The sequence below is a fragment of the Micromonospora tulbaghiae genome (genome assembly GCF_900091605.1).
Taxonomy (GTDB): domain Bacteria; phylum Actinomycetota; class Actinomycetes; order Mycobacteriales; family Micromonosporaceae; genus Micromonospora; species Micromonospora tulbaghiae.
The window spans coordinates 333,850-360,197 of record NZ_FMCQ01000006.1 but is presented as its reverse complement, the minus strand read 5'-3'; the positions used below and the strand labels follow the sequence as shown (position 1 = coordinate 360,197).

Here is a 26,348-nt window from a genome sequence, read left to right as displayed (position 1 = left end):
GGTGGTCCGCCCTGGCGTCGATCGTTGCGCTCATGCCGTGCCGGCTGGGCATGCCCTCACGGCCCTCGCTCCGCTCGGTGCGTTCGCTCATGCCGCGTCGGCTGGGCATGCCCTCACGGCCCTCGCTCCGCTCGGTGCGTTCGCTCATGCCGCGTCGGCGACCGCCCGCTCGACGGTGACCAGCAGGTTCGGCGCCTCCGTCGCGGGCAGCCCGCCGCCCTGGGCCAGGTCGTCGCTGCCGCCGCCCCGGCCGGAGAACGCGGCCTTGACCAGGTCCTTCGCGCTGAGGTTCCGTCCCCGGGCGGCCTGGTTGACGGCCACCACGAGCGACGCCTTGCCGTTGGCCCGGGCGGCCACCGCCACCACCGCCGGGCGGGCCGCGTCGATCCGGCCCCGGATCTCCTGGGCGAGGGTCCGCACGTCGTTTGCCGCCGCGCCCTCCGGCGCCTCGGTGCCGACATACGCGACGCCGCGCACGTCCTTCGCCTGCGCCGCCAGGGCACCGGCCCCGCCGAGCACGAGCTGCGCGCGCAGCTTCTCCAGCTCCTTCTCCGCGTCGCGCAGCTGGGTGACGGTCTGCTCCACCCGGTCGGCCACCTGCTCCCCCGGCACCCGGAACAGCTCGGCCAGCCGGGACACCAGCAGGTGCTCGCGGGCCAGGAAGCCGAACGCGTCCATGCCGACGAGCGCCTCGATCCGGCGTACCCCGGAACCCACCGACGCCTCGGAGAGGACCTTCACCAGGCCGAGCTGGGCGGAACGGGCCACGTGCGTGCCGCCGCACAGCTCACGGGCGTAGTCGCCGACCTCGACGACCCGGACCCGCTCGCCGTACTTCTCGCCGAACAGCGCCATCGCCCCGATCCGGCGCGCCTCCTCCTGGCTGGTGACGAACGCGTGCACCTCCAGGTCGGCCAGCAGCACCTCGTTGACCTGCTGCTCGACGTCGTGCAGCACGCTCGGCGCCACACCCGTCGGGGTGTTGAAGTCGAACCGCAGCCGGCCCGGCGCGTTGAGTGAACCCGCCTGGGTCGCCGACTCGCCGAGGAAGTTGCGCATCGTCTGGTGCACCAGGTGCGTCGCGGTGTGCGAGCGGGAGATCGCCCGACGGCGGGACACGTCGATCTCGGCGTACCCGGTCTCCCCGGAACGCACCTCGCCGCGCACCACCTTGGCCCGGTGCACGATCAGGCCGGGCACCGGCTGCTGCACGTCGAAAACCTCGACCTGGCCGCCGCCGACGGTGATGAGCCCCTGGTCGGGCTGCTGCCCACCGCCCTCGGCGTAGAACGGGGTGGTGTCGAGCACCAGCTCGATCGTGTCGCCCTCGACCGCCGCGGAGATCGCGGCGCCGCCGGACAGCAGCGCGCGTACCCGGGACTCCCGGCTCAGCTCGGTGTAGCCGGTGAACTCCACCGGCCCGCCGCCGTCGAGCACCGACCGGTACGCCGACACGTCGGTGTGCCCGGTCTTGCGCGCCTGCGCGTCGGCCTTGGCCCGGCTGCGCTGGTCGGCCATCAGCCGGCGGAAGCCCTCCGCGTCGACCTGCAAGCCCTGCTCGGCGGCGATCTCCAGGGTCAGGTCGATCGGGAAGCCGTACGTGTCGTGCAGCTGGAACGCCTTGTCACCGGAGAGCGCCGCCTTGCCGGCCGACTTGGTCTCGGCGATGGCGGTGTCCAGGATCGTGGTGCCGGCGCGCAGCGTGGCCAGGAACGCGTCCTCCTCGGCGTACGCGTACTGCGAGATCCGGCCGAAGTCCTCGGCCAGCTCCGGGTACGACGGCGCCATGCAGTCGCGGGCCACCGGCAGCAGCTCCGGCAGCGCCCGGTCCTGGTAGCCCAGCAGCCGCACCGCCCGGATCGCCCGCCGCATGATGCGGCGCAGCACGTAACCCCGGCCCTCGTTCGACGGGGTCACGCCGTCGCCGATGAGCATCAGCGAGGTGCGCACGTGGTCGGCGATCACCCGGAGCCGTACGTCGTCCGGGTGCGACTCGTTCGCCGCGTGGCCGGAGTGCACGCCGTAGCGCTTGCCAGTCAGCTCGGCGGCCTTGTCCAGGATCGGCTTGACCTCGTCGATCTCGTAGAGGTTGTCCACGCCCTGCAGCAGCGAGGCCATCCGCTCCAGGCCCATGCCGGTGTCGATGTTCTTCGCCGGCAGGTCGCCGAGGATCGGGAAGTCCTCCTTGCCGACGCCCGGACCGCGCTCGAACTGCATGAAGACGAGGTTCCAGAACTCCAGGTAGCGGTCCTCGTCGACCTCCGGGCCGCCCTCGCGGCCGTAGGCCGGGCCCCGGTCGTAGTACAGCTCGGAGCACGGGCCGCACGGGCCGGGGATGCCCATCGACCAGAAGTTGTCGGCCTTGCCGCGGCGCACGATCCGCTCGGCCGGCACGCCGGTGGCGCGCCAGATGTCGTACGCCTCGTCGTCGTCCAGGTAGACGGTGGCCCAGATCCGCTCCGGGTCCAGCCCGAAGCCGCCCGCCTCGACCGGCTTCGTGGCCAGGTCCCAGGCGAGCGGGATCGCACCGGACTTGAAGTAGTCACCGAAGGAGAAGTTGCCGTTCATCTGGAAGAACGTGCCGTGCCGGCTGGTCTTGCCGACCTCGTCGATGTCCGGCGTCCGGATGCACTTCTGCACGCTCGTCGCCCGCGCGTACGGCGGGGTCTGCTGGCCCAGGAAGTAGGGCACGAACTGCACCATGCCCGCGTTGATGAACAGCAGGTTCGGGTCGCTGATGGCGGGCAGCGGAGCGGACGGCACCACGGTGTGCCCGTTCGCCTCGAAGTGGGCGAGGAACCGCCGCTTGATCTCCGCCGTCTTCATCGCTGGTGGTCCTCCGGGAAAATCTCTCGGTCACCGATCCGCGGGTCCTCCCGCAGCTCGGCGAACTGGTCGTCATACACCTCGCCGCGGGCGAAGGCCTCGTGGATCTCCTGCTCACGCTCGGCCATGCCGACCCGGACGTCGTCCACGAACGCCCGCAGCGACTCGACCAGACCGCCGGCGGACTCGGACAGCCCGCTGGCGATGCCGGCCGGGGTGTACGCCTGCGCGGTCCGGGTGGCCTTGCGCACCACCAGGACGCCAACGGCCAGCCCGATGCCCAGCCAGAACAACCGCCTCATGTTCTCATCCTTCCCGCGTACGCCGGTCGGGGTCAGCGGTTGCCGCGCTTGGCGGCGCGACGCTGCTGCTTGATGGTGTCGCGCACCTCGCGCTCGGTCTCGGCGTGCCGGCGGGCGGAGGCGGCCCGGCGCACGCCGTACCCGAACGCGGCCACCTTGACCAGCGGGTTCGCCGCGGCGGCGGAGACCACGGTGGCCAGGTTCGCCACGTTCGCGGTGACGTTCTGCGCGTGGCTGGTCATGGTGTCCACCTTGGCGAGCTGGAGGTTCACCCCGTCCAGCGAGGTCTGCACCTGCTCCAGCGCCACGTTGACGTTCTTCACCGTGGTGTTCACGTCGCCGAGCAGCGGCGCGGTGCGCTCGTTCACGTCGGTGATCATGCGGGTCGTCGCGTCCACGGTGTGCCGCAGCCGCAGGATCGGCACCGCCAGCACGAGCACCAGCATCAGGAACGCGCCGGCCGCGATCAGCGCAGCGATCTCTCCACCACTCACGCGAAAGTCCTCCTCAAGCAGTGTCCCGGGACCCGACGCCCCGGAACGCGCGACCGTACCTACCCACTTCGCGCCACGCCGACCCGGTCACCGGGCGCGGACGGGCGTGCCAGCCCCAGACCCTACCGTCCGTGATGAAAGTCGGCTCACGACGGTGAGGGGGTCGCCTCGCCCAGCGGGTCGTCGGTCAGGGTCGGGTACGGATCCTCACCGGTGAGTGACGGATCGGTGGTCGGTGTCGGGCCGGTGCGCTCGTCGTCGATCGCGTTGCGCACCTTCACCGACACCAACGAGCCGGTGCACTCCGCCGCTGCGGGCGTGGCCGGTGCGGTCGGCGCGGGCGCCCCGTCCACCGGCGGGGGCGTGCAGGTGCGGTCGCGTACCCACAGGTCGAGCGTCAGTTCGTCCCGGCGCCAGCAGGTGTAGCTACCAGGGACCTTCTCGTCCGGGCAGCGGTCGACCTTCCAGCGCCGCCACCCGTCCCCGGTCAGCGCCTTCTCGTAGACCGCGACGGTCTCCTTCCACCCCTGCTCCGACTCGACGGAACGTTCACGCAGGCGGCAGTCCTGGAGGCACCAGCGGCTGCCGCTGACGTTGTCGACGGTGTTGCTCTGCGCCCAGGCGGGCACGGCGAGCGCGTCGAGGGTGTCGAAGACCGGGTCGCGGCTGAGCGTCCGCATCCCGAAGTACAGCGGCACCGCGCCGAGCAGCACGAGGCTGACCAGGGCGAGGATGCCCAGCCGCAGCCGGGTGCGCTCGCGCATCTGCCGGCGCAGCTCGGACCGGGCGCCGCGCAGGCCCCCGGCCTCCGCGCCGCTGTCGTCCGGTCCGGGACCGCCGGGCCGTGGCGCGCCGCCCGCTGCGGGCCGTGGCCCCGCGGGCTCCCCCGGGGGTACGACCACAGCCGCCCGGGCCGCCGCCGGTGTCGCCGCGTTGCCCGGTCCGGGCCGGCCCGGCTCCGGTCCGGGTGGTGTCGCACGTCCGGTGGTCCGCTCGTCCGGCGCGACCGGGCGGGCCACACCGGCTGCCGCGCGGGCGGTCACCGGCGCACCGGGCGGCACCGGGCCGTCGCCGGCCGGCCCTCGGGTGCCGGGTGCCATCGGCGGACGAGGCCCGGCGCCAGGCCGGGTGTCGTCGGGGCGGGCCACCCCGCGCCCCTCGCCACCGGGTCCGGCCGGACCGCCACCGGGGCGGCCGGACCCGACCGCCGTCCCACCGGTGCGATCGACGTCGCCACGCGGACCGGGACCGGCCGGACCCGTCGGGCCGCCACCGGGGCGGCCACCGCCGGCTGGAATCCCGCCCGTGCGATCGAGGTCGCCGCGCGGACCGGGACCGGCCGGACCTGTCGGAGCACCACCGGGACGGCCACCACCCGCGGGAACCCCGCCGGTGCGATCGAGGTCGCCACGCGGACCGGGACCGGCCGGACCGGGAACGGACGCGACACCGGGGCGGGCCGCGCCGCGGGCCGGACCGGGCCTACCGGGCGTCGGGTCGGACGGCTGGGGCCTGGCCGGGGGCACGACCGCGCCGGGCTGGTCGGGGCGGATCGCCGGTTCGGCGCGCGGCGGTACATCGGGGCCGGGCTGTCCGGGGCGCGGAGACGGCGTACCCGGCTCGGGACGCACCGGCGGGACCGCGAGGCCCGCCCGGCCGGCGGGCCCGCCGGGACGACCGGACGGCTCCTCGGCCGGAGGGCCGGCCGGGCGGCGGGTGACCGGCATGGCCGGGTCGGTGTGCGACGTGCGACCGGCCTGCCGCAGCCAGTCGGCGGGCCGGTCGGGCCGTTGCGGCCGCGGCTCACCGGTGTCGTCGCGGGCGGCCCGGCGACCGGGCGCCTCGGCGCCGGCGCCGGGACCGACCGGCTCGTCGGGCACGGACCGCCGACCGCCGGCTGCATCGGGCGCGGACCGCCGACCGCCGGGTACGTCGGGTGCGGCACCGCGGCCGGCGGGCGCGCCGCGGCGGCCGGCAGGCGGGTTCGGACCCGTCGCCGGAGTGCCGGACACGGGCGCGCCCGGCAGGTCCGGCGCGTTTCCGCTGCGCGGGACGACCGGGGGACGCTCCGGGGTGGCCCGCCGGCCGGTGCCCGGCGTGGGCCCGGCTGCGGATCCGCCGCCGGGCGCGGGCACATGGTGGCCGCCGGTGGGCTCGTCGTGCCGGGCGCGTCGCCCGCCACCGGAGACCGGGGCGGCGTCCGGAACAGCCCGTCCGGCCGGCCCGCCGGGTACGGCCCCTTCCGGCGCGGCGCGACGGCCCGCACCGGAGACGGGACGGGTTCCGGGCGGTACGTCGTCGGCACGGGCACGGCGGCCCGCACCGGAGACCGGCTGGGTGCCGGGTGCCACGTCGTCGGGCCGTGCCCGGCGTGCTCCACCGGGGACCGGCTGGACGGCGTCGGTGTCCTCGGCGCGGGCACGGCGGGCACCACCGGAGACCGGCTGGATGCCGGCGGTGTCGTCCGCCCGGGCGCGTCGGCCACCCGACGGCGGCGGGATCGTCGGATCGGCCTGGTGCGGGACCTCGGGTCCGGCTCCGTGCCGGCCGCGGGGCGTCGGCGGTACGCGGGTGTCGCCGTCGGCGGGTGGCCGGCCCGGGTCGGCCGGTGCGCGGCCGGGTGGAGCGGGCGGGACGCGGGTGCCGGCGACGGGCGGCTGCTGGCCGGTGGGGCCGTCCACGCGGCGGCGGTACGGCGCGTCGGCCGGACGGGGAGCCTCGGGCACGCCGGGCCACGGACCGTCGGCGGGGCGGCGCGGGGCGCCGGCTTCGGGGCCGCCGGGCCAAGGGCCGTCACCGGCCCGGCGCGGGGCACCGGTCTCGGGACCGCCGGTGCGCACCGGCGGCGCGGCCGGACCGGGCGTGTCGGGGCGGCGCATGACCGGCGGACGCGGACCGGGCCGGCCACCACCGGGCGGCGTCTCCGGGCCGGGGCGGCCACCGCCGGAGGGCGCGTCCACAACCGGCGGGCGGACCCCCGGCGGCGTGTCCGCGGCCGGACGCCCGGGAGCCGGGGGCATGTCCACTCCGGGCCGGCCGGACGGCGGGGCGGTGTCCACGCGGGACCGTCCGGCTGGCGGAGGCGTGTCCACGCCCGGTCGACCGGGAGCCGGGGGCAGGTCGGTACCGGGACGCCCGGTGACCGGTCCGCCGGGACGCCCGGCGGCCGGGGGCGCAGCCGGACCGGGGCGGCCGGTCACGGGTGGCATCGTCGGGTCGGTGCGGCCGACCGGAGCGGGCCCGCCCGGATGGGACCGGCCGGGAGCCTGCGGCGCGGCGGCCGGCGGCGGAACCGGCCGGCCGGGAGCCTGGGGCGCGCCCGCCGACGGAGTGCCGGGCCGGCCGGCGGGCGAAGGCGGCGGAACCGGCTGACCGGTCGAGGGCGGCTGGGCCCCCGGCGCCGGCGGCCGCGGAGCCTGCCGGGCGGCCGGCGGCACGCCGGGACCCGGACCGGGCGCGGCGGCCGGGCGGGGCGGCCGGGCGGGCTCGCCGTCCGGCCAGGACGGGTCGGCGCCGGGACGCGGCGCGGGGACGCCCCCGTCCGGTCCGAGTTCACCGCCCTGCTGCTTGGCGCTGCGCAGGTCGTCGATCCAGCCGAGTTCCTCGCCGACGACAGTCGGGTCGAGCTCGGGCTCGGGCCGGCCGCGCCCCCACCGGCGGCCCTTGCCGCGCGGGTCGCGCCGCTCGTCGGGGCCGTCCGCCGGCCGCTCCGGACCACGCGCCATCACTACTGACCCCCCTCGGCGGCGTCGCTGCCGCCCTCACTCGCCCCGCTGGCCTGCTCGCCGCCCCCCACCCGGGCCCCGTTCGCGGCGGCCGGGGCGCCGGCCTCCGCCCGGGGCGCCGGAGCCGGCAGCCCGCGCACGATCCGGCGCAGCAGCGGCAGCCGGGTGGCCACCGCCCGCTCCGCGCCGTGCCCGCTGGGCTGGTAGTAGTCGGTTCCGACGAGGTCGTCCGGAGCGTACTGCTGGGTGACCACCCCCCGGTGGTCGTCGTGCGGGTAGCGGTAGCCGGCGCCGTGGCCGAGGCCCCGCGCGCCGGAGTAGTGGGCGTCGCGCAGGCCGCGCGGCACCGCGCCGCCCCGACCCGCGCGTACGTCCGCGACGGCCGCGCCGATCGCCGTGGTGGCCGAGTTCGACTTCGGCGCGGTGGCCAGGTGGATGACCGCCTGGGCCAGGTTGAGCTGTGCCTCCGGCAGGCCCACGTACTCGACCGCGTGGGCGGCCGCGGTGGCCACTGTCAGCGCGGTGGGATCGGCCATGCCGACGTCCTCACTCGCGAAGATCACCAGCCGGCGGGCGATGAACCGGGCGTCCTCGCCGGCCACCAGCATCCGGGCCAGCCAGTGCAGTGCCGCGTCCACGTCCGAGCCGCGCATGCTCTTGATGAACGCGCTCGTCACGTCGTAGTGCGCGTCGCCGTCCCGGTCGTAGCGCACCGCCGCCACGTCGACCGCCTGCTCGGCCACGGCCAGGTCGATCCGGCCGGCGCCCAGGGCGGTCGCGGTGGCCGCCGCCGCCTCCAGCGCGGTGAGCGCCTTGCGCACGTCGCCCCCGGCGAGCCGGACCAGGTGGTCCTCCGCCTCCCGCGCCAGGACCAGCGCGCCGCCGAGTCCGCGCTCGTCGGCCACCGCGCGGCGCAGCAGCCCGCGTACGTCGTCGTCGTCCAGGGCCTGAAGGGTGAGCAGCACGCAGCGCGACAGCAGAGGCGAGATGACCGAGAAGTACGGATTCTCCGTGGTCGCCGCGAGCAGCGTGACCGTCCGGTCCTCGACGGCGGCGAGCAGCGAGTCCTGCTGGGTCTTGCTGAACCGGTGCACCTCGTCGATGAACAGCACTGTGGGCGGGCCGCCGGACCGGCGTTGCCGCCGCGCGGTCTCGATCACGGCGCGGACGTCCTTCACGCCGGCGGTGAGCGCGGACATCGCGACGAACCGCCGGTCGGTGGCCCGGGCCACGAGGTGGGCGACGGTGGTCTTGCCGCTGCCCGGCGGACCCCAGAGGATCACCGACATCGGCGCCGCGCCCTCGACCAGCTGACGCAGCGGCGCGCCCGGCGCGAGCAGGTGCTCCTGCCCGACCAGCTCGTCGATGCCCGCCGGCCGCATCCGCACCGGCAGGGGCGAGTCCGCCCGGGCGTCGGTGAAGCCGTCGGCGCCGCCCGCGCCCGCGGGTGCGCCGGCCGGCTCGCCGAGGGTGAAGAGGGCGTCCGATTCCATCACGAGAACAGTACCGGGCCGGGCCGACGACGCCGGAATCGCGCCGCCGCCCCGACCCGGGTGGTCTTTTCCGGTCAGCCGCGACCCGGCCGCCGGCCCCGGTACCACCGGCCGCCACCGCCGCCGCGCGGGCCGGAGCCGACGCCGGCCAGGTAGAGCGAGAGCAGCAGGAAGCCGATGAGCATGAGCGTCGTGGTGCTGAACAGATCGGGCGCGCCGAGGTCGGTGTTCATGAAGTCGAGCAGCAGCGCGAAGCCGAACACGATGGCCGCGAGAATGGCGAGCATGTCGTTCCTCCGGTGGGGGTTCCCAGCAGGTCGGCGACGGATGTACCCAATCGGTCTGTTCGTCAATCTCCACCCTGGAACAGGAGATGCACGGCCGCCGGTACGGACCGCGGGTGCTCGTAGGCTGGGGCAATGATCACGGTCGACGAGGCGCTGACCGGGCCGGAGGCACTGCTCGCCGCGACGGGCAACCACCCGTACGCCCGGCACGCGCTCCGGCGTGACCAGGCCGCGCGGGGGTGGCGGCACGACGGCGCGGTCGGATGGCTGCTCCCGCCGGGCGAGTGGTCGGCGGGCGGCGCGGTCGGCGCTCCCGGCCCGGCGCTCGACGTCTTCGCCGCCCAGCGGGCGGACGGGACGCTGTCGGCCGGCCAGTCGATCAACCTGCCGCGGGCGGATCCGGACGAGGTGTCCGCGCGGCTGCCGGTGGCCCGGCTGATCGAGTGGGACTTCCTCTGGACCACAGGCCCCCCCGCCGCGGCAGCCGGAGCAGGAGCGGGTGGTGCGCCTGACCGGGGCGGACCGTCCCGCGCTGGCCGCGCTGATCGAGGAGGCGTTCCCGAGCACCACCTCCCGGCCGGGCGACCCGGGCGTCGTCGACTGGTACGGCATCCGCGACGGTGACCGCCTGCTCGCCGGCGGCGCCGATCGCAGCCGGGGCGACATCGGCTTCCTGGCCGGGCTGACGGTCGCGCCCGGGCATCGCGGCCGAGGGCTGGGCGCGGCGCTGACCGCCGGGATGACGCGCGCCCTGTTCGGCCGGTACGACGCCGTTGCGCTGGGCGTCTACCCGGACAACGTGGGCGCGATCCGCCTCTACCGCCGGCTCGGCTTCACCGCCGCCGAACGCCGCACGTCCATCAAGCTCGCCTGACGCGGCAGACGGCCCGCCCGCAACGTGGCCGCCCCGGCATTCCGCCTCGCCGCCCCGCTCCGCGACCATCGCACCACCGGACCCCCGCCGCCACGCGAGATCTTGGTACGAAACGGCCCTCATAGGGGCGTCCGCGCACCAAGATCTCTCCGCGTCTCACTTCGCGGAACTCATATCCCAAGAGCGAACACGCTGGCGCTGCCCTGCCGCGGGAGTGGAACGTCAAACGAGGGCGGAGACACCCGTGGCGTTCCACCCCGCGTTGTGGCGAACGAGGCGCGGCCGTGACGAGCGGGCCGCGGCCCGTGCGGTGGCGGAGCGGTCGACGGGGCGGCGCCGGAAGTACTGCCGAGCCGACCGGCGACGCCTGCCGCCCGCACCCGGCGGCCAGCGCTGGGTGCGGGCCGCAGCGGCTCAGTCGCGGGCCGTCGACGCCGGCACGACCACCGACCCGGCCTCACCCCGACCGACTGCCTCGCCCCGACCGGCGGTCCCGTCCGCAGCGACGGCGGAGGCACTGTCGGCGGCGTCAAGGGCGGAGCCGGACGGCTCGGGGGCCAGACCGGCTCGGCCCGGTCCGCCGCCCGTCCCCTCCGGTTCCACTGTGACGTCCGACGGGGTACGGCGGGCGGCGCGCCAGGCCGGCAGGTAGAGCGGCGCGGCCACGGCGAGCATCACCCCGCCGACGATCATGGCGATGCTGACGCTCGTGGCGTCGGCCAGCGCGGTCAGCGTGACCGCGCCGAGCGCGCCGGCCGGCTGGCCGGCCATCGAGTTGAGCGACAGCACACTCGTCCGGTACGGGCCGTCGACCTGCCGGTGCAGCAGTCCCATGTGCAGCGGGTTCGACGCGCCGTGCACGGCGTAGCAGGCCAGGTACGCGATGAGGATGCCGACCGGACCGGCCAGCAGGCCCATGCCGACCACCGTCACGCCTTGGAGGATCCGCATCAGCGCAGCGGCCGGGGCGGCGCCGAGGCGGCGCAGCAGGAACGGGGTGAGCGCGGCGCCGGCGGCGTTGGCGAGCCAGGCCGCCGTGCCGGCGGGGCCGAGCAGCGCCGCCGCGCGGTCCGGGTTGTCGAGCACCTCGGCGAGGCGTACCGGGAGCAGCGACTCGAAGGTGACCATGCCGAACCCCCAGAACAGTTCGACGGCGACCAGGGCCAGCAGCACCCGGTTGCGGCGCAGCAGCCCGACGGCCTGCCCGACCATGCGGGGCGCGTCGACCACCGAGGCGCGCAGCGCGGCCGGGCCGGACGCGGGCCGCCGCTCGGCCATCAGCGCCAGCAGGGCCACGATGGAGACGCCCTGGAGCACGGCGGCGACGATCACCGGCAGCGCGAGGGCGCTGACCGGGCCGATCGGGCCGAGCGCGACGAGGCCGCCGCTGAGCAGTGCGCCCGCGCCGATGGCGACGCCGACCACGGTGCCGGCCCAGCCGAGGCCGCGCTCGTACTCGGCCTTCGGGTCGGCGGCGAGCGTGGCGTCGACGTACCAGGATTCCATCGGGCCGCTGTCGAGCGCCCGGTAGATGCCCTGCAACGCCCAGACCAGGAAGAACATCCAGAACGAGTCGGCCACCGCCATCAGCGCCAGCGAGCCGAGGCCGACGGCCCAGGCGACGACAAGCACCGGCTTGCGGCCGAGCGCGTCGGCGAAGCCGCCGGTGGGCAACTCCAGCGCCAGCACGACGAGGCCCTGCGCGGTGGCGACCAGGCCGATCTGGGACAGCGTCAGCCCGCGCTCCTGCATCAGCAGGATCATCACCGGCATGAGCAGGCCGCTGGGCAGCCAGCGCAGGCCGTACAGCGTGAGGTAGCGGAACCGGATCTGGCGTACGGACAGCGCGGTCACGGCTTCTCCTCGGCAGGCGGCGGGGTGGACTGCGGCAACGCCGCGTCCATCGGGAGGGCGGCGAGGTAGAGCTGGACCGTCTCGGCGTCGGGGTCGTCGGGGTCGGTCTCGTCGCGGTGCCGCTCGAAGACCGCGAACACCTCCTCCTGGATCGCCTTGAGGCGGTCGACCGGAATCCGCATGAAGAAGTCACCCATGCCGAACGCGTCACGCCAGGCCGGCGACCACCGGTGCCGCTGGGCGAACCAGCGTTCGGCGTGCCCGGCGAAGAAGCGGACGTAGTCCGCCTCGATCCACTCGATGGCCGCCCGCGCGTCGGGGTCGTCGTCGAAGTCGCTGGACTCCCAGTTGGTGACGTCGTGCGCGGCCCGCCAGTAGCGCTGACGGCCGGTGCCGAGGCTCCGGTCCTCCACCACGAGGCCCACCTCGGCGAGTTGGCGCAGGTGGTAGCTGGTCGCGCCGCTGTTGGTGCCGAGCGCCTCGGCGAGGGCGGTGGCGGTGGCCGGGCCGCCCACGCGCAGCGCCCCGACCAGCCGCATGCGCAGCGGTTGGGCCAGGGCACGAACCTGGCGGTGGTCGATGCGTACGGTGCGCTCCTTCTTCTCCTCCATGTGATGCACAATATCTGTGCACACATTCCATGCACAAGAGGCTTGCAAAGAATCTGTGCAACTAGCCGTACAGCTCGGCGATCCCGCGCAGCCGGGTCCGCAGCAGCCCCGCGGCGCGGGTGGAGTCCAGCACCACCTCACCCGGGCGGTGCTGGGCGGCGGCGGCGATCGTGGTCGTGCGCAGCCCGCCCGTGTCCACCCCGTCGTGCCGGGCCACCAGCACGCCCAGCTCGGCGCGGCTCACCGCCTCCGGCCCGGCCACGTTGAGCAGCCCGGCGTAGTCGCCCGGCACCAGCTCCAGCACCGCGGCGGCGAGGTCGGCGACGTGCACCGGGCAGCGCAGCTCGTCGGTGAACAACGTGGCCCGCCCGGCCAGCGCGTCCCGGCAGAGCTGGATCTGCTTGCTGCCCTCCCCCACGATCAGCGAGGTACGCACCACCGCCGCGCCCGGATCCACCGCCCGCACGGCCGTCTCCGCCGCCGCCTTCGCCGCTCCGTACGGGTGCAGCGGCGTGGGCACGTCCTCGTCCGCGTACGGCGTGGGCCGCCCGGCGTGCAGCGCGTCGCTGGACAGGTGCACCAGGCGGGCGCCCGCCTCGGCGGCGGCTACCGCGATGTGGGCCGCCCCGTCCGCGGTGACCGCCCAGTCGTCGTACCGGTAGGGGGTGGCGACGACCGCGTCGGGGCGTACCCGAATCAGCAGCTCACGCACGGCGGTGCGGTCGGTCACGTCGAGCCGGTGCGGCGCGACGCCCGGCACCGTGACGGCGGCGCGGTGGTACGTGCCGGTGACCCGGTGCCCGGCGGCGACCGCCTGCCGGCACACCTCGGCGCCGAGGAAGCCGCCGGCTCCCACCACGAGCAGGTGCATCAGTCCTCCTGAAGATCGGAACGGCCCGCGTCATCATGACGCGGGCCGTTCCGGCAGGCGAGCGATCAGGTGGGGTCGGCCACCGGGGCGGCCGGGCCGGCGGTGCCGGCGTGCGGGCCGGCCGGCGCCTTCGGCTTGGCGTCGATGCCGGCCTCTGCGCGCTGCTGCCCGGTGATCGGGGTGGGCGCGCCGGTCAGCGGGTCGAAGCCGCCCCGGGTCTTCGGGAACGCGATCACCTCGCGGATCGAGTCCGCGCCGGCGAGCAGCATGCAGACCCGGTCCCAGCCGAACGCGATGCCGCCGTGCGGCGGAGCGCCGTACTTGAACGCCTCCAGCAGGAAGCCGAACTTGTCCTGCGCCTCGTCGGCGGTGATGCCGAGCAGGTCGAACACCCGCTGCTGCACGTCGCCCCGGTGGATACGGATCGAGCCGCCGCCGATCTCGTTGCCGTTGCAGACGATGTCGTACGCGTAGGCCAGCGCCCGGTCCGGTGCCTCCTCGAACCGGTCCACCCACTCGGCGTTCGGCGAGGTGAACGGGTGGTGCACGGCGGTCCAGCCGCCCGCTCCGCCGTTCTCCTGGTCGGAGGTCGGCTCGAACATCGGCGCATCCACCACCCAGCAGAACGCCCAGGCGCTCTCGTCGATCAGGTTCGACCGCTTGGCGATCTCGATCCGGGCGGCGCCGAGCAGCTCCTGTGCCTCGCGGGTGTTCGTGCTGGCGGCGAAGAAGATCGCGTCGCCGGGCTTCGCGCCGACCGCGTCGGCCAGGCCGGACAGGTGCGCCTCGGACAGGTTCTTCGCCACCGGGCCGCGCGGCTCGCCGGTCTCCGCGTCCAGCACCACGTACGCCAGGCCACGCGCGCCGCGCGCCTTGGCCCAGTCCTGCCAGCCGTCCAGCTCCTTGCGGGTCTGCGACGCGCCGCCGGGCATGACCACCGCGCCGACGTAGCCGCCCGCGTCGATCGCGCCGGCGAACACCCGGAACTCGGTGCCGCGCAGGTAGTCGGTCAGCTCGGTCAGCTCCACGCCGTAGCGCAGGTCCGGCTTGTCGGAGCCGTACCGGGACATGGCGTCGTGCCAGGTGATGCGCGGGATCGGCCGGGAGATCTCGTAGCCGGCGAGGTCCTTCCACAGCGCGGAGACGATCGCCTCGCCGAGGTCGATCACGTCGTCCTCGGTCACGAACGACATCTCGATGTCGAGCTGGGTGAACTCCGGCTGCCGGTCGGCGCGGAAGTCCTCGTCGCGGTAGCAGCGGGCGATCTGGTAGTACCGCTCCATGCCGCCGACCATCAGCAGCTGCTTGAACAGCTGCGGCGACTGCGGCAGCGCGTACCAGCTACCGGGCTGGAGGCGCACCGGCACCAGGAAGTCGCGGGCGCCCTCCGGGGTGGAGCGGGTCAGCGTCGGCGTCTCGATCTCCAGGAAGTCCCGCTCGTGCAGCACGCCACGGGCGATCTGGTTGGCCCGCGAGCGCAACCGCATGGCCTTGGCCGGGCCGCCCCGGCGCAGGTCCAGGTAGCGGTACTTGAGCCGGATGTCGTCGCCGGCCTCGATCTGGTCGTCCACCGGCAGCGGCAGCGGCGCGGCCTCGGAGAGCACCTCCAGCGCGCTCGCGGTCACCTCGACCTCGCCGGTGGGCAGGTCCGGGTTCTCGTTGCCCTCCGGGCGGCGGGTCACCTCGCCGGTGACCTTGACGCAGAACTCGTTGCGCAGCGCGTGCGCGTCCTCCTCGCGGAAGACCACCTGCACCACGCCGGAGGCGTCGCGCAGGTCGACGAAGATGACACCGCCGTGGTCGCGCCGGCGGGCCACCCACCCGGCGAGCGTCACCGTCGAGCCGGCGTCCGCGGCGCGCAGGCTTCCGGCATTGTGGGTACGGATCACGGCTGGCGTCTCCTCAATCTGGTCCACTCACTGCTCCCCGCATTCTGTCAGGACGGGCGGGCCCGCTCCCCGGCACCCGTCGAGCCGGGCCGCCCCGGGGGCGTGGCGAAAGCGCGGTGCGGGCCGGGTCCGGCGGTTTACCGTGGCCGGGTGCGTGCCGTACCGACCTGGGCCGTGGCCACCGCGGCCGCCGCGCCCGCGCTGCTGGTGGCGGGCTGGACGGTCGCGGGCGCCCGACAGGGGCCGGGATACGACCCGGTGCGGGACACGATCAGCGAGCTGGCCGGCGAGGGCGCCACCGATCCGTGGCTGATGGGCGGCGCGCTGGTGCTGCTCGGCTGCTGCTACTGCGCCACCGCTGCCGCGCTGCACGCCGCCGGGCTGCCCAGCCGCTTCCTGCTGGCGGCCGGCGGGGTGGCCACCGTCGCGCTCATCGCGTTCCCCCGGCCGCAGGTGGGCGGCTCCCCGGCGCACGGCGTGGTGGCCACTGTGGCGGTGCTCGCGCTGGCGCTGTGGCCGGCCGGGACGGCGCTGCGCCTGCCCCGCCGGGTGCCGCGTGCGGTGGCCGCCTCCCCGCTGGGCCGGCCGCCGTGGGCGTTCCGCCGGCCGGTGGCGCTGGCCGTCACGGCGGTGCTGCTGGCGTTGTTCGGCTGGTCGGCGGCCGAGGTGACGGGCGGCTCCCGGACCGGGCTGGCCGAGCGGGTGGCAGCGCTCGCGGTGACGCTCTGGCCACTGGCGGCGGTGCTGTCCGCGCGGCGGGCCCACCGGCACTGGACGGCCCGGACGGCCGGGCCGCCCCGGCCGGACGGCCCGCCGGTCGGTCCGGGCCGCCTCGGAGCGGGCACCTGACCGGGTACGCGGAACGGGCCGCCGGTCACCCGGCGGCCCGTTCGTGGGAGTGCGTGGATCAGAAGACGCTCACGCCGTAGCGGCTGAGGGCCTCGGTGACCGGCTGGAAGTAGGTGGTGCCACCGGTGCGGCAGTTGCCGCTACCGCCGGAGGTGAGGCCGAGCGCGACGGTGCCGGCGAACAGCGAGCCGCCGCTGTCGCCCGGCTCGGCGCAGACGTTGGTGCGGATGAGGCCGGAGACGCTGCCCTCGGCGTAGTTCACGGTCGCGTTCAGCGCGCTGACGCTGCCGCTGCGCAGGCCGGTGGTGCTGCCGGAACGGCGGACGGACTGGCCGACGTACGCGTTGCCGGCCGAGGTGATGTCCTGGAAGCTGCCGTTGTAGAGCGAGACGTTGCCGGCCGCGTTGGCCGAGTTGCTGTGCCGGACGATGCCGTAGTCGTTGCCCGGGAAGCTGGTGCCGGTCCGGGTGCCGAGCAGGCTGGTCTGCCCGGAGTTGCTGTACCAGCTCGACGAGATGTTGGTGCAGTGGCCCGCGGTGAGGAAGTAGTAGGTCGAGCCGCTGCGGACGTTGAACCCGAGCGAGCAGCGGCCCCCGCCGCCGGCGTAGATCGCCTGGCCGCCGGAGATCCGGGTGCTCAGCACGCCGGCCTCGGCCTCGACGCGGATCGCGCCGTTGTGACGGGCGGCGGCGGCCTTGACCCGCTCCAGCTTGGCGCCGGTGACGGTGCTGTCGACGGAGACGACGACCTGGTTCGTGGCCGGGTCGGTCCACCAGGCGGTGCCGGGGATCTTCGCGGAGCGCTCCAGCTCGCTGGTGGCGGCGTTGAGCTTGTCCGCGCCGCGCGCCACGATCTTCGGGATGGCGCCGGCGTCGCGCACCTGGCGGGCGGTCGCGGTGTCGGTCACCGTGACGATCATCTTGCCGCTGGCGTCGGCGTACGTGCCGGCCGCGCGGTCGCCGAGCTTCTCGGCGAGGGTGGCGGCGGCGTCCGGCGAGAGGGCCGTGGGGGCGGCCTGCGCGGGTGCGCCGAGCAGCGAGCCGGTGACCAGGGTGCCGGCGACGGCGACTGCGGCGGCGCGGCGGAGCGTGGACCTCGTGGGTCGCATGTAACAACCTCCGAATGGGGGTGAACGGGCGCTGTCATGGGGGCACGCCCGAGGACAACCCGGGCGACCTGGGGAAACCGCCCGGGTGCCCAAAGTATTCACACATTTAAGATCGTAAACAAGACATGGCTTTGCCCGGATTCGCACCGGCGCCCGATGTAACGCCGAAGCAACAACATCGACACCATCTGTCAGAGCCGGTCAGGGGTTGCGGCGGCGGACCCCCGGACCCGGGCGGGGCAGCACGTCGCGCGCCTCGGTGATCTCGTGCCCCTCGGCGCAGCGCAACCCGACCCGGACCTCCGCGCCGCAGTCGCGGTGCGCGACGCTCAGCGGCGAGCCCTCCGGGTCGGCCAGGTAGCGGTCACCCCACCCGAGCACCGCGACGAGCACCGGCCACAGGTCCAGGCCCATCTCGGTGAGCCGGTACTCGTGGCGCGGCCGGCTGCCCGGCTCCCGGTACGGCTCACGGCGCAGCACGCCGCGCTCGACGAGCATGGCGAGCCGGTTCGTCAGCACCTGGCGCGGGATGCCGGTGCGCACCCGCATGTCGTCGAACCGGCGTACGCCGTTGAAGACCTCGCGCAGCACGACGAGGGTCCACCGCTCGCCGAGGATCTCCATGGCGCGCGCGATGGTGCAGTTCTCCACCGACCAGTCCAGTGCCGCGGGTCTCATGCCGACCAGGCTAGGTCTGATTGACAGACTCAGCAACGCGCTGCGAGGCTGAGTCCATGACTCAGACGCAGGGCCGCACCCGCACGTTCACCTGGTCCGACCCGGCGGCCGGCGCCGCGCACCTGGGCCGGCGCAGCGGCCTGGAGCTGATGCAGGCGATGATCGCCGGCGAGCTGGCCGCACCGCCGATCATGCACCTCGTCGACATGTCCCGGATGGAGGCCGAGGAGGGCCGCGTCGCGGTCGAGCTGCTGCCGCAGGAGTTCCACTACAACCCGCTCGGCACCGTGCACGGCGGCGTCATCTCCACGCTGCTGGACACCGCCGCGGCGTGCGCCGTGCACACCACGCTGCCGGCCGGCGTCGGCTACACGTCGCTGGACCTCAACGTGAAGTTCCTGCGCCCGGTCACCGTCGACAGCGGCCTGCTGCGGTGCGAGGGCACCGTGCTCCAGCGGGGCCGCCGTACCGCCCTGGCCGAGGCCCGCCTGACGGACCCGGCCGGCCGCCTGGTAGCCCACGCCACCTCAACCTGCCTGATCTTCCCCCTCCCCTGACCCCGGCGATCTTGCAGTTGCGGCCCCCGCGGCGCCGGTTCAGCGGCATTTGCGGGGGCCGTAAGTGCAAGATCGCGCGGGCGGGCGGGCGGGGCGGGAGGGGTCAGGCGGTGCGGGCGGAGACGCGGGCCGCGCGGGCTGCGCGCTTCTCCTCGAAGCGGGACGCCTGGGTCTCCAGGGTGTCCAGCTGGGCGGCGATCTGCTCGCGGGCGGCCTCGCCGTCGGCGTTCAGGCCGGTCACGTCGAACAGGTTCCACTGCCGCAGCACCGGCATCACCACATCGTCGCGGTGCTGGCGCAGGTCGTAGATGCCGGCCAGCGCGATCGCCACCGACTTGCGGGCGAAGCCGTCGATGCCCACGCCGGGCATCTGGAAGTTGGCCAGCACGTCGGCGACGGCGCGCATGGCCTGCGACGGCGCCACCTCGAACGCGGCAGCCAGCAGGTTGCGGTAGAAGACCATGTGCAGGTTCTCGTCCGCCGCCACCCGGGCCAGCAGCGCCTCGCACGTCGGGTCGCCGGTGGCCCGGCCGGTGTTGCGGTGCGAGATGCGGGTGGCCAGTTCCTGGAACGACACGTACGCCAGCGAGTGCAGCATCTCCTGGTCGTGGACGTTCTGGTAGCCGGCCGACATGTGCACCATGCGGGCCCGCTCCAGGGCCACCGGGTCCACCGCCCGGGTCACCGTGAGGTAGTCGCGGATCGCGGTGCCGTGCCGCCCCTCCTCGGCGGTCCACCGGTGCACCCAGGTGCCCCACGCGCCGTCGCGCCCGAACAGCGTGGCGATCTCGTGGTGGTACGAGGGCAGGTTGTCCTCGGTGAGCAGGTTGACGATCAGCGCGGTCCGGGCCACCTCGGGCAGCGTCGAGTCCTCCGGCGACCAGGCCTCGCCGCCCAGCGGGCCGTCGAAGGTGCGGCCTTCGCTCCACGGCACGTACTCGTGCGGGAACCACTCCTTGGCCAGCGACAGGTGGCGGTCGAGGTTCTTCTCGACCACCGGCTCGAGTTCGGTGAGCAGAGCGGTCTGGCTGAGCACGGTCACGACGTTCTCCCTACGGTGGCGTAACTTACGCCACCGTAGGTCGAAACGTCTTCAGACGCCAGTGCCGGCCGGGCCGACCAGCGGCTTCAGGTCCGCCCGGGGCGGCGTCCACTCCCCCGCCGCGGCGGCCACCTGCTCGCCGGAACGGATGTCCTTGACCTCGTCGCCGTCCGCGCCGGGGAACCAGACGTACGGAATGCCACGCCGCTCGGCGTACCGGATCTGCTTGCCGAACTTGGCCGCCGACGGGGACACCTCGGTGGGCACACCACGCGAGCGCAGCGCCGCCGCGACCGCGTCGCTCGCCGCCCGGTCCTCCTCGGCGGTGACCGCCACCAGCACGCAGGTGGGCACCGAACGGGACACCGACAGCGCCTCGGCGCCGAACAGCAGGCCGAGCAGCCGGGTCACCCCGATCGAGATGCCCACGCCGGGGAACCGGACGTTGCCCGAGCTGGCCAGGTTGTCGTACCGGCCGCCGGAGCAGATCGAGCCGAACCGCTCGTAGCCGATCATCTGCGTCTCGTAGACCGTACCCGTGTAGTAGTCCAGGCCCCGGGCGATGCGCAGGTCGGCCACGCAGAGGCCGGGCGCGTGCGCGGCGGCGGTCTCCACCACGGCGGTCAGCTCCGCGACGCCCTCGTCGAGCAGCGGGTCGCTCACCCCGAGGCCGCGCACCGCGTCGGCGAAGGACGCGTCCGGCGCGGAGATCTCGGCCAGCGCCAGCACCGCCTTGGCCTGCGCCTCGCTCGCCCCGGCGGTGCTCGCCAGCAGCTCCGTGACCCCGGCCGGGCCGATCTTGTCGAGCTTGTCGACGGCGCGCAGCGCCGCCTCCGCGTCGGTCAGCCCGATGCCCCGGTAGAACCCCTCGCAGATCTTGCGGTTGTTGACCTGGATACGCACCGGCGGGATCGGCAGCGACCGCAGCGCGTCGCCGATGACCAGCGGCATCTCGGCCTCGTAGTGGGCCGGCAGGGTGTCCCGGTCGACGATGTCGATGTCGGCCTGGAGGAACTCCCGGTACCGGCCCTCCTGCGGGCGCTCACCCCGCCACACCTTCTGGATCTGGTAGCGGCGGAACGGGAACTGGAGCTTGCCGGCGTTCTCCAGCACGTAGCGGGCGAACGGCACGGTCAGGTCGAAGTGCAGGCCGAGCGCGTCGTCACCGGCCGGGCCGTCGGTGTCGGCCTGCAACCGGCGCAGCAGGTAGACCTCCTTGGAGGTCTCACCCTTGCGCAGGAGCTGGTCCAGCGGCTCGACCGAGCGGGTCTCCAGCGGCGCGAAGCCGTACAGCTCGAACGTCGCGCGGATCCGGTCGAGCACGAACTGCTCGATCATCCGCTGCGCCGGCGTCCACTCGGGGAAGCCGGAGATGGGCGTGGGCTTGCTCATGGCGTACTCCTCGATCCCGCGCGGCGCGCGGGCGAACGTCGTGGGCCGCGGCGGTCAGAGGCCGCGGGTGGGCGCGGCCGGGCGCGCGCCGCCGGTGCCCGCCACCTCGACGAGGTACGGGTTGGTCGCGCGCTCGCGGCCGATGGTGGTCCGGGGGCCGTGGCCGGGCAGGACGACTGTGTCGTCGGCCTGCGGGAGAACCTTCTCCCGCAGGCTGGACAGCATGCGGGGCATGCTGCCGCCCGGCAGGTCGGTGCGGCCGATCGAGCCGGCGAACAGCACGTCACCGGAGAGGCAGATCTGCTCCGCCTCCCAGGGCGAGCCGGCGCCGGGCAACCGGAACAGCACCGACCCGCCGGTATGGCCCGGGGCGTGGTCGACGGTGATCTCCAACCCGGCCAGCGACAACGTCGCGCCGTCGGTCAGCTCGGCCACGTCGTCCGGCTCGGCGTACGGCAGCCGGCCACCGAACAGCTGGGTCAGGTCCATCGACAGCGCCTTGCTCGGGTCGGCCAGCAGTTCCCGGTCCTCCGGGTGGACGTAGGCGGGGATGCCCCGCGCGCCGCAGACCGGGGCGACGGAGAAGGTGTGGTCCAGGTGGCCGTGGGTGAGCAGCACGGCGGCCGGGTGCAGGCGGTGCTCGGCGAGCACGGCGTCGAGCCGGTCGAGCACCCCGATGCCGGGGTCGACCACCACGCACTGCTCCCCCGGCCCGGTCGCCACCACATAGCAGTTGGTGCCGAAGGCGTCCGCGGGAAAGCCGGCCACGAGCACGTCGCTCCCCTTTCCGTCCGGTCGTCGTCTGCTTGCAGCCTAGTCGTAACGGCGAGCGAGTTCCGTCCGCCACCGGCCCCGTCCGAGCCGGCCGGGCTGAGATGACGGGACCTCGTACACCACTTTCACAGTCGCTACCCGTACACTCTGGCGGGCGTGTGGCGTGGCGCACCCCGATCGGAACGGCGGACGGCGCCCGGCGCCGGCGGCGATCAGGCAGAGGAAGGGGAGCGCACGTGGCTTCCAGCAGGGACCGGCAGCGCAAACTGGCGCGCGCCAAGCTCGACCGGCAGCTCGCCCGGCGGGCGGCGGTCGCGAAGCGCCGCCGGCAGATCCGGGCCGGTGTGGGCGCCGCGGTGGTGCTCGTGCTGATCGTGGCCGGCTCGGCCTGGGCACTCGGCGCGTTCGACTCCGAGCCGGAGAAGAAGGCCGCCGATGACGTCTGTCTCTGGACCGCCGAGGACGGCGCCGTCAACACCAACCTCAAGGACGTCGGCCAGCCGCCCACCACGGGCCTGCCGACCTCGGGCACCCGCCCGATGACGATCACCACCAACCAGGGTGGGCCGATCACCGTCGAGCTGGACCAGACCGACGCGCCGTGCGGTGCGGCGAGCCTGAGCTACCTGGCCGGCCGGTCGTTCTTCGACAACACCACCTGCCACGAGATCACCGCCGAGGGCGCGCTGCGCTGCGGTGACCCGACCGGCACCGGGCTCGGCGGCCCGACCTACTCGTTCTACGACGAGAACGTCCCGGCCGCGCCGGAGCCCAGCCCGTCGGCCTCGCCGGCGCCCGGGCAGCCGGCGACGTACCCGAAGGGCACGGTCGCCATGATCGGCAACCCGCCCGGCAGCAACAGCAGCCAGTTCCTGATCTTCTTCAAGGACGCCAGCCCGGCCAAGCCGGCCTACTCGGTGGTCGGCAAGGTCACCGGCGGGCTCGACGTGGTGGAGAAGATCGGCGCCATGCCGACGGAGGACAATGGCAACGGCGCCAAGGTCAAGCCGAAGACGCAGGTGCTGGTCCAGAGCGTCACAGTCGGCGAGCCCGGCGCGGCGCCGGCCGAAAGCCCCGCGCCCTCGCCCAGCGCCAGCGCGGGCTGACCCGACAACTCGATCCGGCGGCCCGCCGCCGGTGACCCACACACGTGATCCGGCGGCGCGCGCGCCGACCCCATACGCAGCAGGTGAGGAGTGACCGTGACGTCCACCAGAGACCGCCAGCGCGCGGCGGCGCGGGCCAAGCTCGAGCGGGAGATGGCGGAACGGGCCGGCCGGGCCCGTAAGCGCCGGCAGACCCAGGCGATCGTCGGGGCCGCGGCCGTGCTGGTGCTCGTCGTGGCCGGCACGGTCTGGCTCGTCGCCGCGCTCGGCGACGACGACGAGAAGCAGGGCGGCACCCCCGCCGGGGCCGGCGCCGTGCAGTGTGCGTACACGGAGGTGCCCAAGGAGGGCCGGCCGCCGCAGATCAAGGACGTCGGCCTCCCGCCGGCCCAGCAGGCCGGCAAGGGCTCCCAGACGATGACGATCGACACCAACCTGGGCCCGATCACCGCCAAGATCGACCGCGCCAAGGTGCCCTGCACCGCCGGCAGCTTCACGCACCTGGCGAGCAAGGGCTTCTTCGACAACACCAAGTGCCACCGGCTGGTCACCGAGGGCATCAAGGTGCTCCAGTGCGGTGACCCGAGCGCCACCGGCAAGGGCTGGCGGGACACCGACGGCACCGGCGGCCCGTCGTACAACCTGGCCGAGGAGAACCTCCCCACCGACAAGCGCCCGCCGTACCCGGACGGTGTCATCGCGATGGCCAACTCCGGCCAGCCGGGCAGCACCGGCAGCCAGTTCTTCATCGTGTACGGCGACTCGCCGCTCGACCCGAACTACACGGTGCTGGGCACCATCACCGGTGGCATGGACGTGGTGAAGCAGGTCGCCGCGGCCGGTGACGACGGCGCGTTCGCCAAGCAGGCCGGCGGTGGTCACCCGAAGAAGGAGATCACCATGACCAAGGTGACGATGAGCCCGGTCGAGGGCGGCTGACCGCACCCGTACGACGACGAAGCGCCCGCCGGCTGATCGCAGCCGGCGGGCGCTTTCGCGTGCGTGGTGGCTCAGGCCCCCGAGGTGACCCGGTACGCGTCGAACACGCCGTCGACCTTGCGCACGGTGGCCAGCAGGTGGCCGAGGTGCTTCGGGTCGGCCATCTCGAAGCTGAACCGGCTCACCGCCACCCGGTCGCGCGTGGTGGTGACGGTCGCGGAGAGGATGTTCACCCGCTCCTCGGACAGCACCCGCGTCACGTCGGCGAGCAACTTGTGCCGGTCCAGCGCCTCGACCTGGATGGCCACCAGGAACGTGGAGGCGGACGTGAGCTTCCAGCTCACCTCGACCACCCGCTCGGGCTGGGCGCGCAGGTCCTCGGCGTTGGCGCAGTCGTCCCGGTGCACGCTGACCCCGCCGGAGCGGGTGACGAACCCGAACACCGAGTCCGGCGGCACGGGCGTGCAGCAGCGAGCCAGCTTGATCCAGACGTCGCTGACGCCGCGGACCACCACGCCCGGGTCGGCGCTGCTCTGCCGGCTGCGCGGCGGCCGGGTGGCGACGGCGGTCTCGGCGATGTCCTCCGCCGCACCCTCCTCGCCGCCGTAGGACGCCATCAGCTTCTGCACGACCGACTGCGCGGAGACCTGGCTGTCGCCGACCGCCGCGTACAGCGAGGCCACGTCGGCCAGGTGCAGGTCGCGGGCGATGGCCATCAGCGCGTCCGAGGTGAGCATCCGCTGCAGGGGCATGCCCTGCTTGCGCATCGCCTTGACGATCGCGTCCTTGCCGGCCTCGATCGCCTCCTCGCGCCGCTCCTTGTTGAAGTACTGGCGGATCTTCGTACGGGCGCGCGGGCTCTTGACGAAGCCCAGCCAGTCCTGCGTCGGGCCGGCCGTGTCGGACTTCGACGTGAAGATCTCGATCACGTCGCCGTTCGACAGCGTCGATTCGAGGGGCACCAGCTTGCCGTTGACCCGCGCGCCGATGCACTTGTGCCCGACCTCGGTGTGCACCGCGTACGCGAAGTCGACAGGCGTCGACCCGGTCGGCAGCGGGATGACGTCACCCTTCGGGGTGAAGACGTACACCTCCTGGCTGGACAGGTCGAACCGCAGCGCGTCCAGGAACTCGCTCGGGTCGGCCGCCTCGCGCTGCCAGTCCAGCAGCTGCCGCAGCCAGGTCATCTCGTCGATGTGCGCCGGCGGGCCCACCACCGGGGTGCCCTTGTGCTCCTTGTACTTCCAGTGCGCGGCGATGCCGAACTCGGCGGTGCGGTGCATCGCGTACGTGCGGATCTGCATCTCCACCGGCTTGCCGGTGGGCCCGATGACAGTCGTGTGCAACGACTGGTACATGTTGAACTTGGGCATGGCGATGTAGTCCTTGAACCGGCCCGGCACCGGCTGCCAGTTGGCGTGGATGACCCCCAGCGCCGCGTAGCAGTCACGAACCGTGTCGACCAGGATCCGCACACCGACCAGGTCGTAGATGTCGTTGAAGTCGCGCCCCCGCACGATCATCTTCTGGTAGATCGAGTAGAGGTGCTTCGGCCGCCCGGTCGTCTCCGCCTTGATCTTGGCGGCCTTCAGGTCGGTGGACACCTTCTGGGTCACCTGGCGCAGCAGCGCCTCGCGCTGCGGCTGGTGTTCCCCGATCAGCCGGTTGATCTCCTCGAACCGCTTCGGGAACAGCGTGCCGAAGGCGAGATCCTCCAGCTCCCACTTGATCGTGTTCATACCGAGGCGGTGCGCCAGCGGGGCCAGGATCTCCAGCGTCTCCTTGGCCTTCTGCTCCTGCTTCGGGCGGGGCAGAAAGGTCAGGGTCCGCATGTTGTGCAGCCGGTCGGCCAGCTTGATCACCAGGACCCGCGGATCCTTCGCCATCGCGACGACCATCTTGCGGATGGTCTCGGCCTTCGCCGCGTCGCCGAGCTTGACCTTGTCGAGCTTGGTGACGCCGTCGACGAGCAGCGCGACCTCACCGCCGAAGTCGGCGCGCATCTGGTCGAGCGTGTATTCGGTGTCCTCGATGGTGTCGTGCAGCAGCGCCGCGACCAGCGTGGTGGTGTCCATGCCCAGGTTCGCCAGGATGGTCGCCACCGCGAGCGGGTGCGTGATGTAGGGGTCGCCGGACTTGCGGTACTGCCCCGAGTGCCACCGCGCGGCCGTGTCGAAGGCGCGCTGGAGCAGCCGCGCGTCGGCCTTGGGGTGGTTCTCCCGGTGCGTCGCGATCAGCGGCTCCAGCACCTCACTGACCTGCGAGGTCTGCCAGGGCGCGTTGAACCGGGCCAGCCGGGCGCGTACCCGCCGGCCGGTGGGCGCGTTGGAGAGGGCGAACCCGCTGCCGGGCGTGGACTCGGTGGAACCCTCGGTCGGGAACGGCACCACGACCGCCCCGCCGTCGGCCGTCGCGTCGGGCGCGCCGCCGGTGGCGCCGGTCGCCCGGGCCTGCGGGTTGCCGCTGCGCTCGGTCACCGAGCCGTCCGCGTCGCCTGTCGGGTGCACCGTGCCCTCCACCGGAGGGACGACATCGTGGGACACCGGCCTCCTCACCGCTCGCCGGAATGCGCCGGCCGTCCGGCCGACGTCTGGTTCAACCGGCCCGGGGGCCGGTGTTGTTCCACGCGGTCACCGGGGCCGGGCCCCGGCGCCTTCGCCGCCCCGGAGATCTCGGC

21 protein-coding genes are annotated in these 26,348 nt (G+C 74.2%); 5 read left to right on the top strand and 16 right to left on the bottom strand.

The genetic code is table 11. From position 1 onward, the window contains the following. Nucleotides 1-144 precede the first annotated feature (144 nt). The 6 genes from alaS to GA0070562_RS19775 all read right to left on the bottom strand — a co-directional run bounded on the left by alaS (nt 145) and on the right by GA0070562_RS19775 (nt 9,127). A complete protein-coding gene (gene alaS / locus GA0070562_RS19810) occupies nt 145-2,826 on the bottom strand; it encodes an alanine--tRNA ligase (RefSeq protein WP_091424282.1) in 2,682 nt (893 codons plus the stop codon). Next, complete coding sequence (locus tag GA0070562_RS19805; protein WP_013285491.1) at nt 2,823-3,128, bottom strand: hypothetical protein; 306 nt, start codon at nt 3,126-3,128, stop codon at nt 2,823-2,825. Before GA0070562_RS19805 ends, alaS begins: the two co-directional genes overlap by 4 nt. A gap of 32 nt (nt 3,129-3,160) precedes the next feature. Further along, nucleotides 3,161-3,622 carry a DUF948 domain-containing protein gene (locus GA0070562_RS19800; RefSeq protein ID WP_013285490.1) on the bottom strand — a complete coding sequence of 154 codons (462 nt, stop codon included), beginning with the start codon at nt 3,620-3,622 and terminating at the stop codon, nt 3,161-3,163. A gap of 146 nt (nt 3,623-3,768) precedes the next feature. Next, nucleotides 3,769-4,386 (bottom strand): hypothetical protein, encoded by a 618-nt coding sequence (locus GA0070562_RS30995; protein ID WP_091424570.1) that lies wholly within the window; start codon nt 4,384-4,386, stop codon nt 3,769-3,771. Between the two features lie 2,963 nt (nt 4,387-7,349). Then, on the bottom strand, nt 7,350-8,840 hold the full coding sequence (locus GA0070562_RS19780) for a replication-associated recombination protein A (protein ID WP_091424272.1): 1,491 nt from the start codon (nt 8,838-8,840) through the stop codon (nt 7,350-7,352). A gap of 74 nt (nt 8,841-8,914) precedes the next feature. Next, the gene (locus GA0070562_RS19775) at nt 8,915-9,127 is read right to left on the bottom strand and encodes a hypothetical protein (RefSeq protein WP_013285485.1); all 213 of its coding nucleotides are present in this window, start codon (nt 9,125-9,127) and stop codon (nt 8,915-8,917) included. 502 nt (nt 9,128-9,629) lie between these two features. On the opposite strand from GA0070562_RS19775, the gene GA0070562_RS30720 reads away from it, so the two are divergent. Further along, nucleotides 9,630-10,001, top strand: coding sequence for a GNAT family N-acetyltransferase (locus GA0070562_RS30720; RefSeq protein ID WP_254663826.1), 372 nt, complete (start codon nt 9,630-9,632; stop codon nt 9,999-10,001). Nucleotides 10,002-10,415: 414 nt separating this feature from the next. Here the strand turns inward: GA0070562_RS30720 and GA0070562_RS19765 are convergent, their stop codons facing one another. The 4 genes from GA0070562_RS19765 to aspS form a co-directional block, all read right to left on the bottom strand. Continuing rightward, on the bottom strand, nt 10,416-11,855 hold the full coding sequence (locus GA0070562_RS19765; protein ID WP_091424269.1) for an MFS transporter: 1,440 nt from the start codon (nt 11,853-11,855) through the stop codon (nt 10,416-10,418). Then, complete coding sequence (locus GA0070562_RS19760; RefSeq protein WP_091424265.1) at nt 11,852-12,466, bottom strand: winged helix-turn-helix domain-containing protein; 615 nt, start codon at nt 12,464-12,466, stop codon at nt 11,852-11,854. Before GA0070562_RS19760 ends, GA0070562_RS19765 begins: the two co-directional genes overlap by 4 nt. A gap of 61 nt (nt 12,467-12,527) precedes the next feature. After that, complete coding sequence (locus GA0070562_RS19755) at nt 12,528-13,337, bottom strand: sugar nucleotide-binding protein (protein WP_091424261.1); 810 nt, start codon at nt 13,335-13,337, stop codon at nt 12,528-12,530. Nucleotides 13,338-13,402: 65 nt separating this feature from the next. Continuing rightward, entirely contained in the window at nt 13,403-15,226 is a 1,824-nt protein-coding gene (aspS, locus tag GA0070562_RS19750) for an aspartate--tRNA ligase (protein WP_091424257.1), read from the bottom strand. 150 nt (nt 15,227-15,376) lie between these two features. Here aspS and GA0070562_RS19745 point away from each other — a divergent pair, with 150 nt between their 5' ends. Next, complete coding sequence (locus GA0070562_RS19745; RefSeq protein ID WP_254663825.1) at nt 15,377-16,075, top strand: DUF998 domain-containing protein; 699 nt, start codon at nt 15,377-15,379, stop codon at nt 16,073-16,075. Between the two features lie 58 nt (nt 16,076-16,133). Here the strand turns inward: GA0070562_RS19745 and GA0070562_RS19740 are convergent, their stop codons facing one another. Then, nucleotides 16,134-17,183 (bottom strand): S1 family peptidase, encoded by a 1,050-nt coding sequence (locus tag GA0070562_RS19740; RefSeq protein WP_091424253.1) that lies wholly within the window; start codon nt 17,181-17,183, stop codon nt 16,134-16,136. A gap of 201 nt (nt 17,184-17,384) precedes the next feature. After that, nucleotides 17,385-17,861 (bottom strand): winged helix-turn-helix transcriptional regulator, encoded by a 477-nt coding sequence (locus tag GA0070562_RS19735; protein ID WP_091424250.1) that lies wholly within the window; start codon nt 17,859-17,861, stop codon nt 17,385-17,387. A 56-nt stretch (nt 17,862-17,917) separates the two neighbouring features. On the opposite strand from GA0070562_RS19735, the gene GA0070562_RS19730 reads away from it, so the two are divergent. Next, entirely contained in the window at nt 17,918-18,418 is a 501-nt protein-coding gene (locus GA0070562_RS19730) for a PaaI family thioesterase (RefSeq protein ID WP_091424247.1), read from the top strand. A 103-nt stretch (nt 18,419-18,521) separates the two neighbouring features. On the opposite strand, the gene GA0070562_RS19725 is transcribed toward GA0070562_RS19730, so the two are convergent. From GA0070562_RS19725 to GA0070562_RS19715, 3 genes are read right to left on the bottom strand one after another with little or no spacing between them, the layout of a single operon-like run. Further along, nucleotides 18,522-19,460 (bottom strand): acyl-ACP desaturase, encoded by a 939-nt coding sequence (locus tag GA0070562_RS19725; protein WP_091424244.1) that lies wholly within the window; start codon nt 19,458-19,460, stop codon nt 18,522-18,524. 51 nt (nt 19,461-19,511) lie between these two features. Further along, nucleotides 19,512-20,852, bottom strand: coding sequence for a histidine--tRNA ligase (gene hisS / locus GA0070562_RS19720; RefSeq protein WP_091424240.1), 1,341 nt, complete (start codon nt 20,850-20,852; stop codon nt 19,512-19,514). Nucleotides 20,853-20,906: 54 nt separating this feature from the next. Continuing rightward, entirely contained in the window at nt 20,907-21,626 is a 720-nt protein-coding gene (locus GA0070562_RS19715) for an MBL fold metallo-hydrolase (protein WP_091424235.1), read from the bottom strand. 236 nt (nt 21,627-21,862) lie between these two features. Here GA0070562_RS19715 and GA0070562_RS19710 point away from each other — a divergent pair, with 236 nt between their 5' ends. Together GA0070562_RS19710 and GA0070562_RS19705 are read left to right on the top strand one after the other, a co-directional pair. Further along, nucleotides 21,863-22,732 carry a peptidylprolyl isomerase gene (locus GA0070562_RS19710; protein ID WP_091424231.1) on the top strand — a complete coding sequence of 290 codons (870 nt, stop codon included), beginning with the start codon at nt 21,863-21,865 and terminating at the stop codon, nt 22,730-22,732. A gap of 96 nt (nt 22,733-22,828) precedes the next feature. After that, nucleotides 22,829-23,671 carry a peptidylprolyl isomerase gene (locus GA0070562_RS19705; RefSeq protein ID WP_091424564.1) on the top strand — a complete coding sequence of 281 codons (843 nt, stop codon included), beginning with the start codon at nt 22,829-22,831 and terminating at the stop codon, nt 23,669-23,671. Nucleotides 23,672-23,742: 71 nt separating this feature from the next. On the opposite strand, the gene GA0070562_RS19700 is transcribed toward GA0070562_RS19705, so the two are convergent. Then, nucleotides 23,743-26,190: a RelA/SpoT family protein gene (locus tag GA0070562_RS19700; protein ID WP_175438810.1), complete on the bottom strand. Its 2,448-nt coding sequence runs from the start codon at nt 26,188-26,190 to the stop codon at nt 23,743-23,745. Between the last annotated feature and the right edge of the window lie 158 nt (nt 26,191-26,348).

Bases quoted from the DNA above. Each gene is read 5' to 3' on its own strand.
- hisS (WP_091424240.1), bottom strand. From the start codon at position 20,852: ATGAGCAAGCCCACGCCCATCTCCGGCTTCCCCGAGTGGACGCCGGCG.
- GA0070562_RS19730 (WP_091424247.1), top strand. From the start codon at position 17,918: ATGACTCAGACGCAGGGCCGCACCCGCACGTTCACCTGGTCCGACCCG.
- GA0070562_RS19805 (WP_013285491.1), bottom strand. From the start codon at position 3,128: ATGAGGCGGTTGTTCTGGCTGGGCATCGGGCTGGCCGTTGGCGTCCTG.
- GA0070562_RS19735 (WP_091424250.1), bottom strand. From the start codon at position 17,861: ATGAGACCCGCGGCACTGGACTGGTCGGTGGAGAACTGCACCATCGCG.
- GA0070562_RS19740 (WP_091424253.1), bottom strand. From the start codon at position 17,183: ATGCGACCCACGAGGTCCACGCTCCGCCGCGCCGCCGCAGTCGCCGTC.
- GA0070562_RS19780 (WP_091424272.1), bottom strand. From the start codon at position 8,840: ATGGAATCGGACGCCCTCTTCACCCTCGGCGAGCCGGCCGGCGCACCC.
- GA0070562_RS19760 (WP_091424265.1), bottom strand. From the start codon at position 12,466: ATGGAGGAGAAGAAGGAGCGCACCGTACGCATCGACCACCGCCAGGTT.
- GA0070562_RS19775 (WP_013285485.1), bottom strand. From the start codon at position 9,127: ATGCTCGCCATTCTCGCGGCCATCGTGTTCGGCTTCGCGCTGCTGCTC.
- alaS (WP_091424282.1), bottom strand. From the start codon at position 2,826: ATGAAGACGGCGGAGATCAAGCGGCGGTTCCTCGCCCACTTCGAGGCG.
- GA0070562_RS19755 (WP_091424261.1), bottom strand. From the start codon at position 13,337: ATGCACCTGCTCGTGGTGGGAGCCGGCGGCTTCCTCGGCGCCGAGGTG.
- GA0070562_RS30995 (WP_091424570.1), bottom strand. From the start codon at position 4,386: ATGCGCGAGCGCACCCGGCTGCGGCTGGGCATCCTCGCCCTGGTCAGC.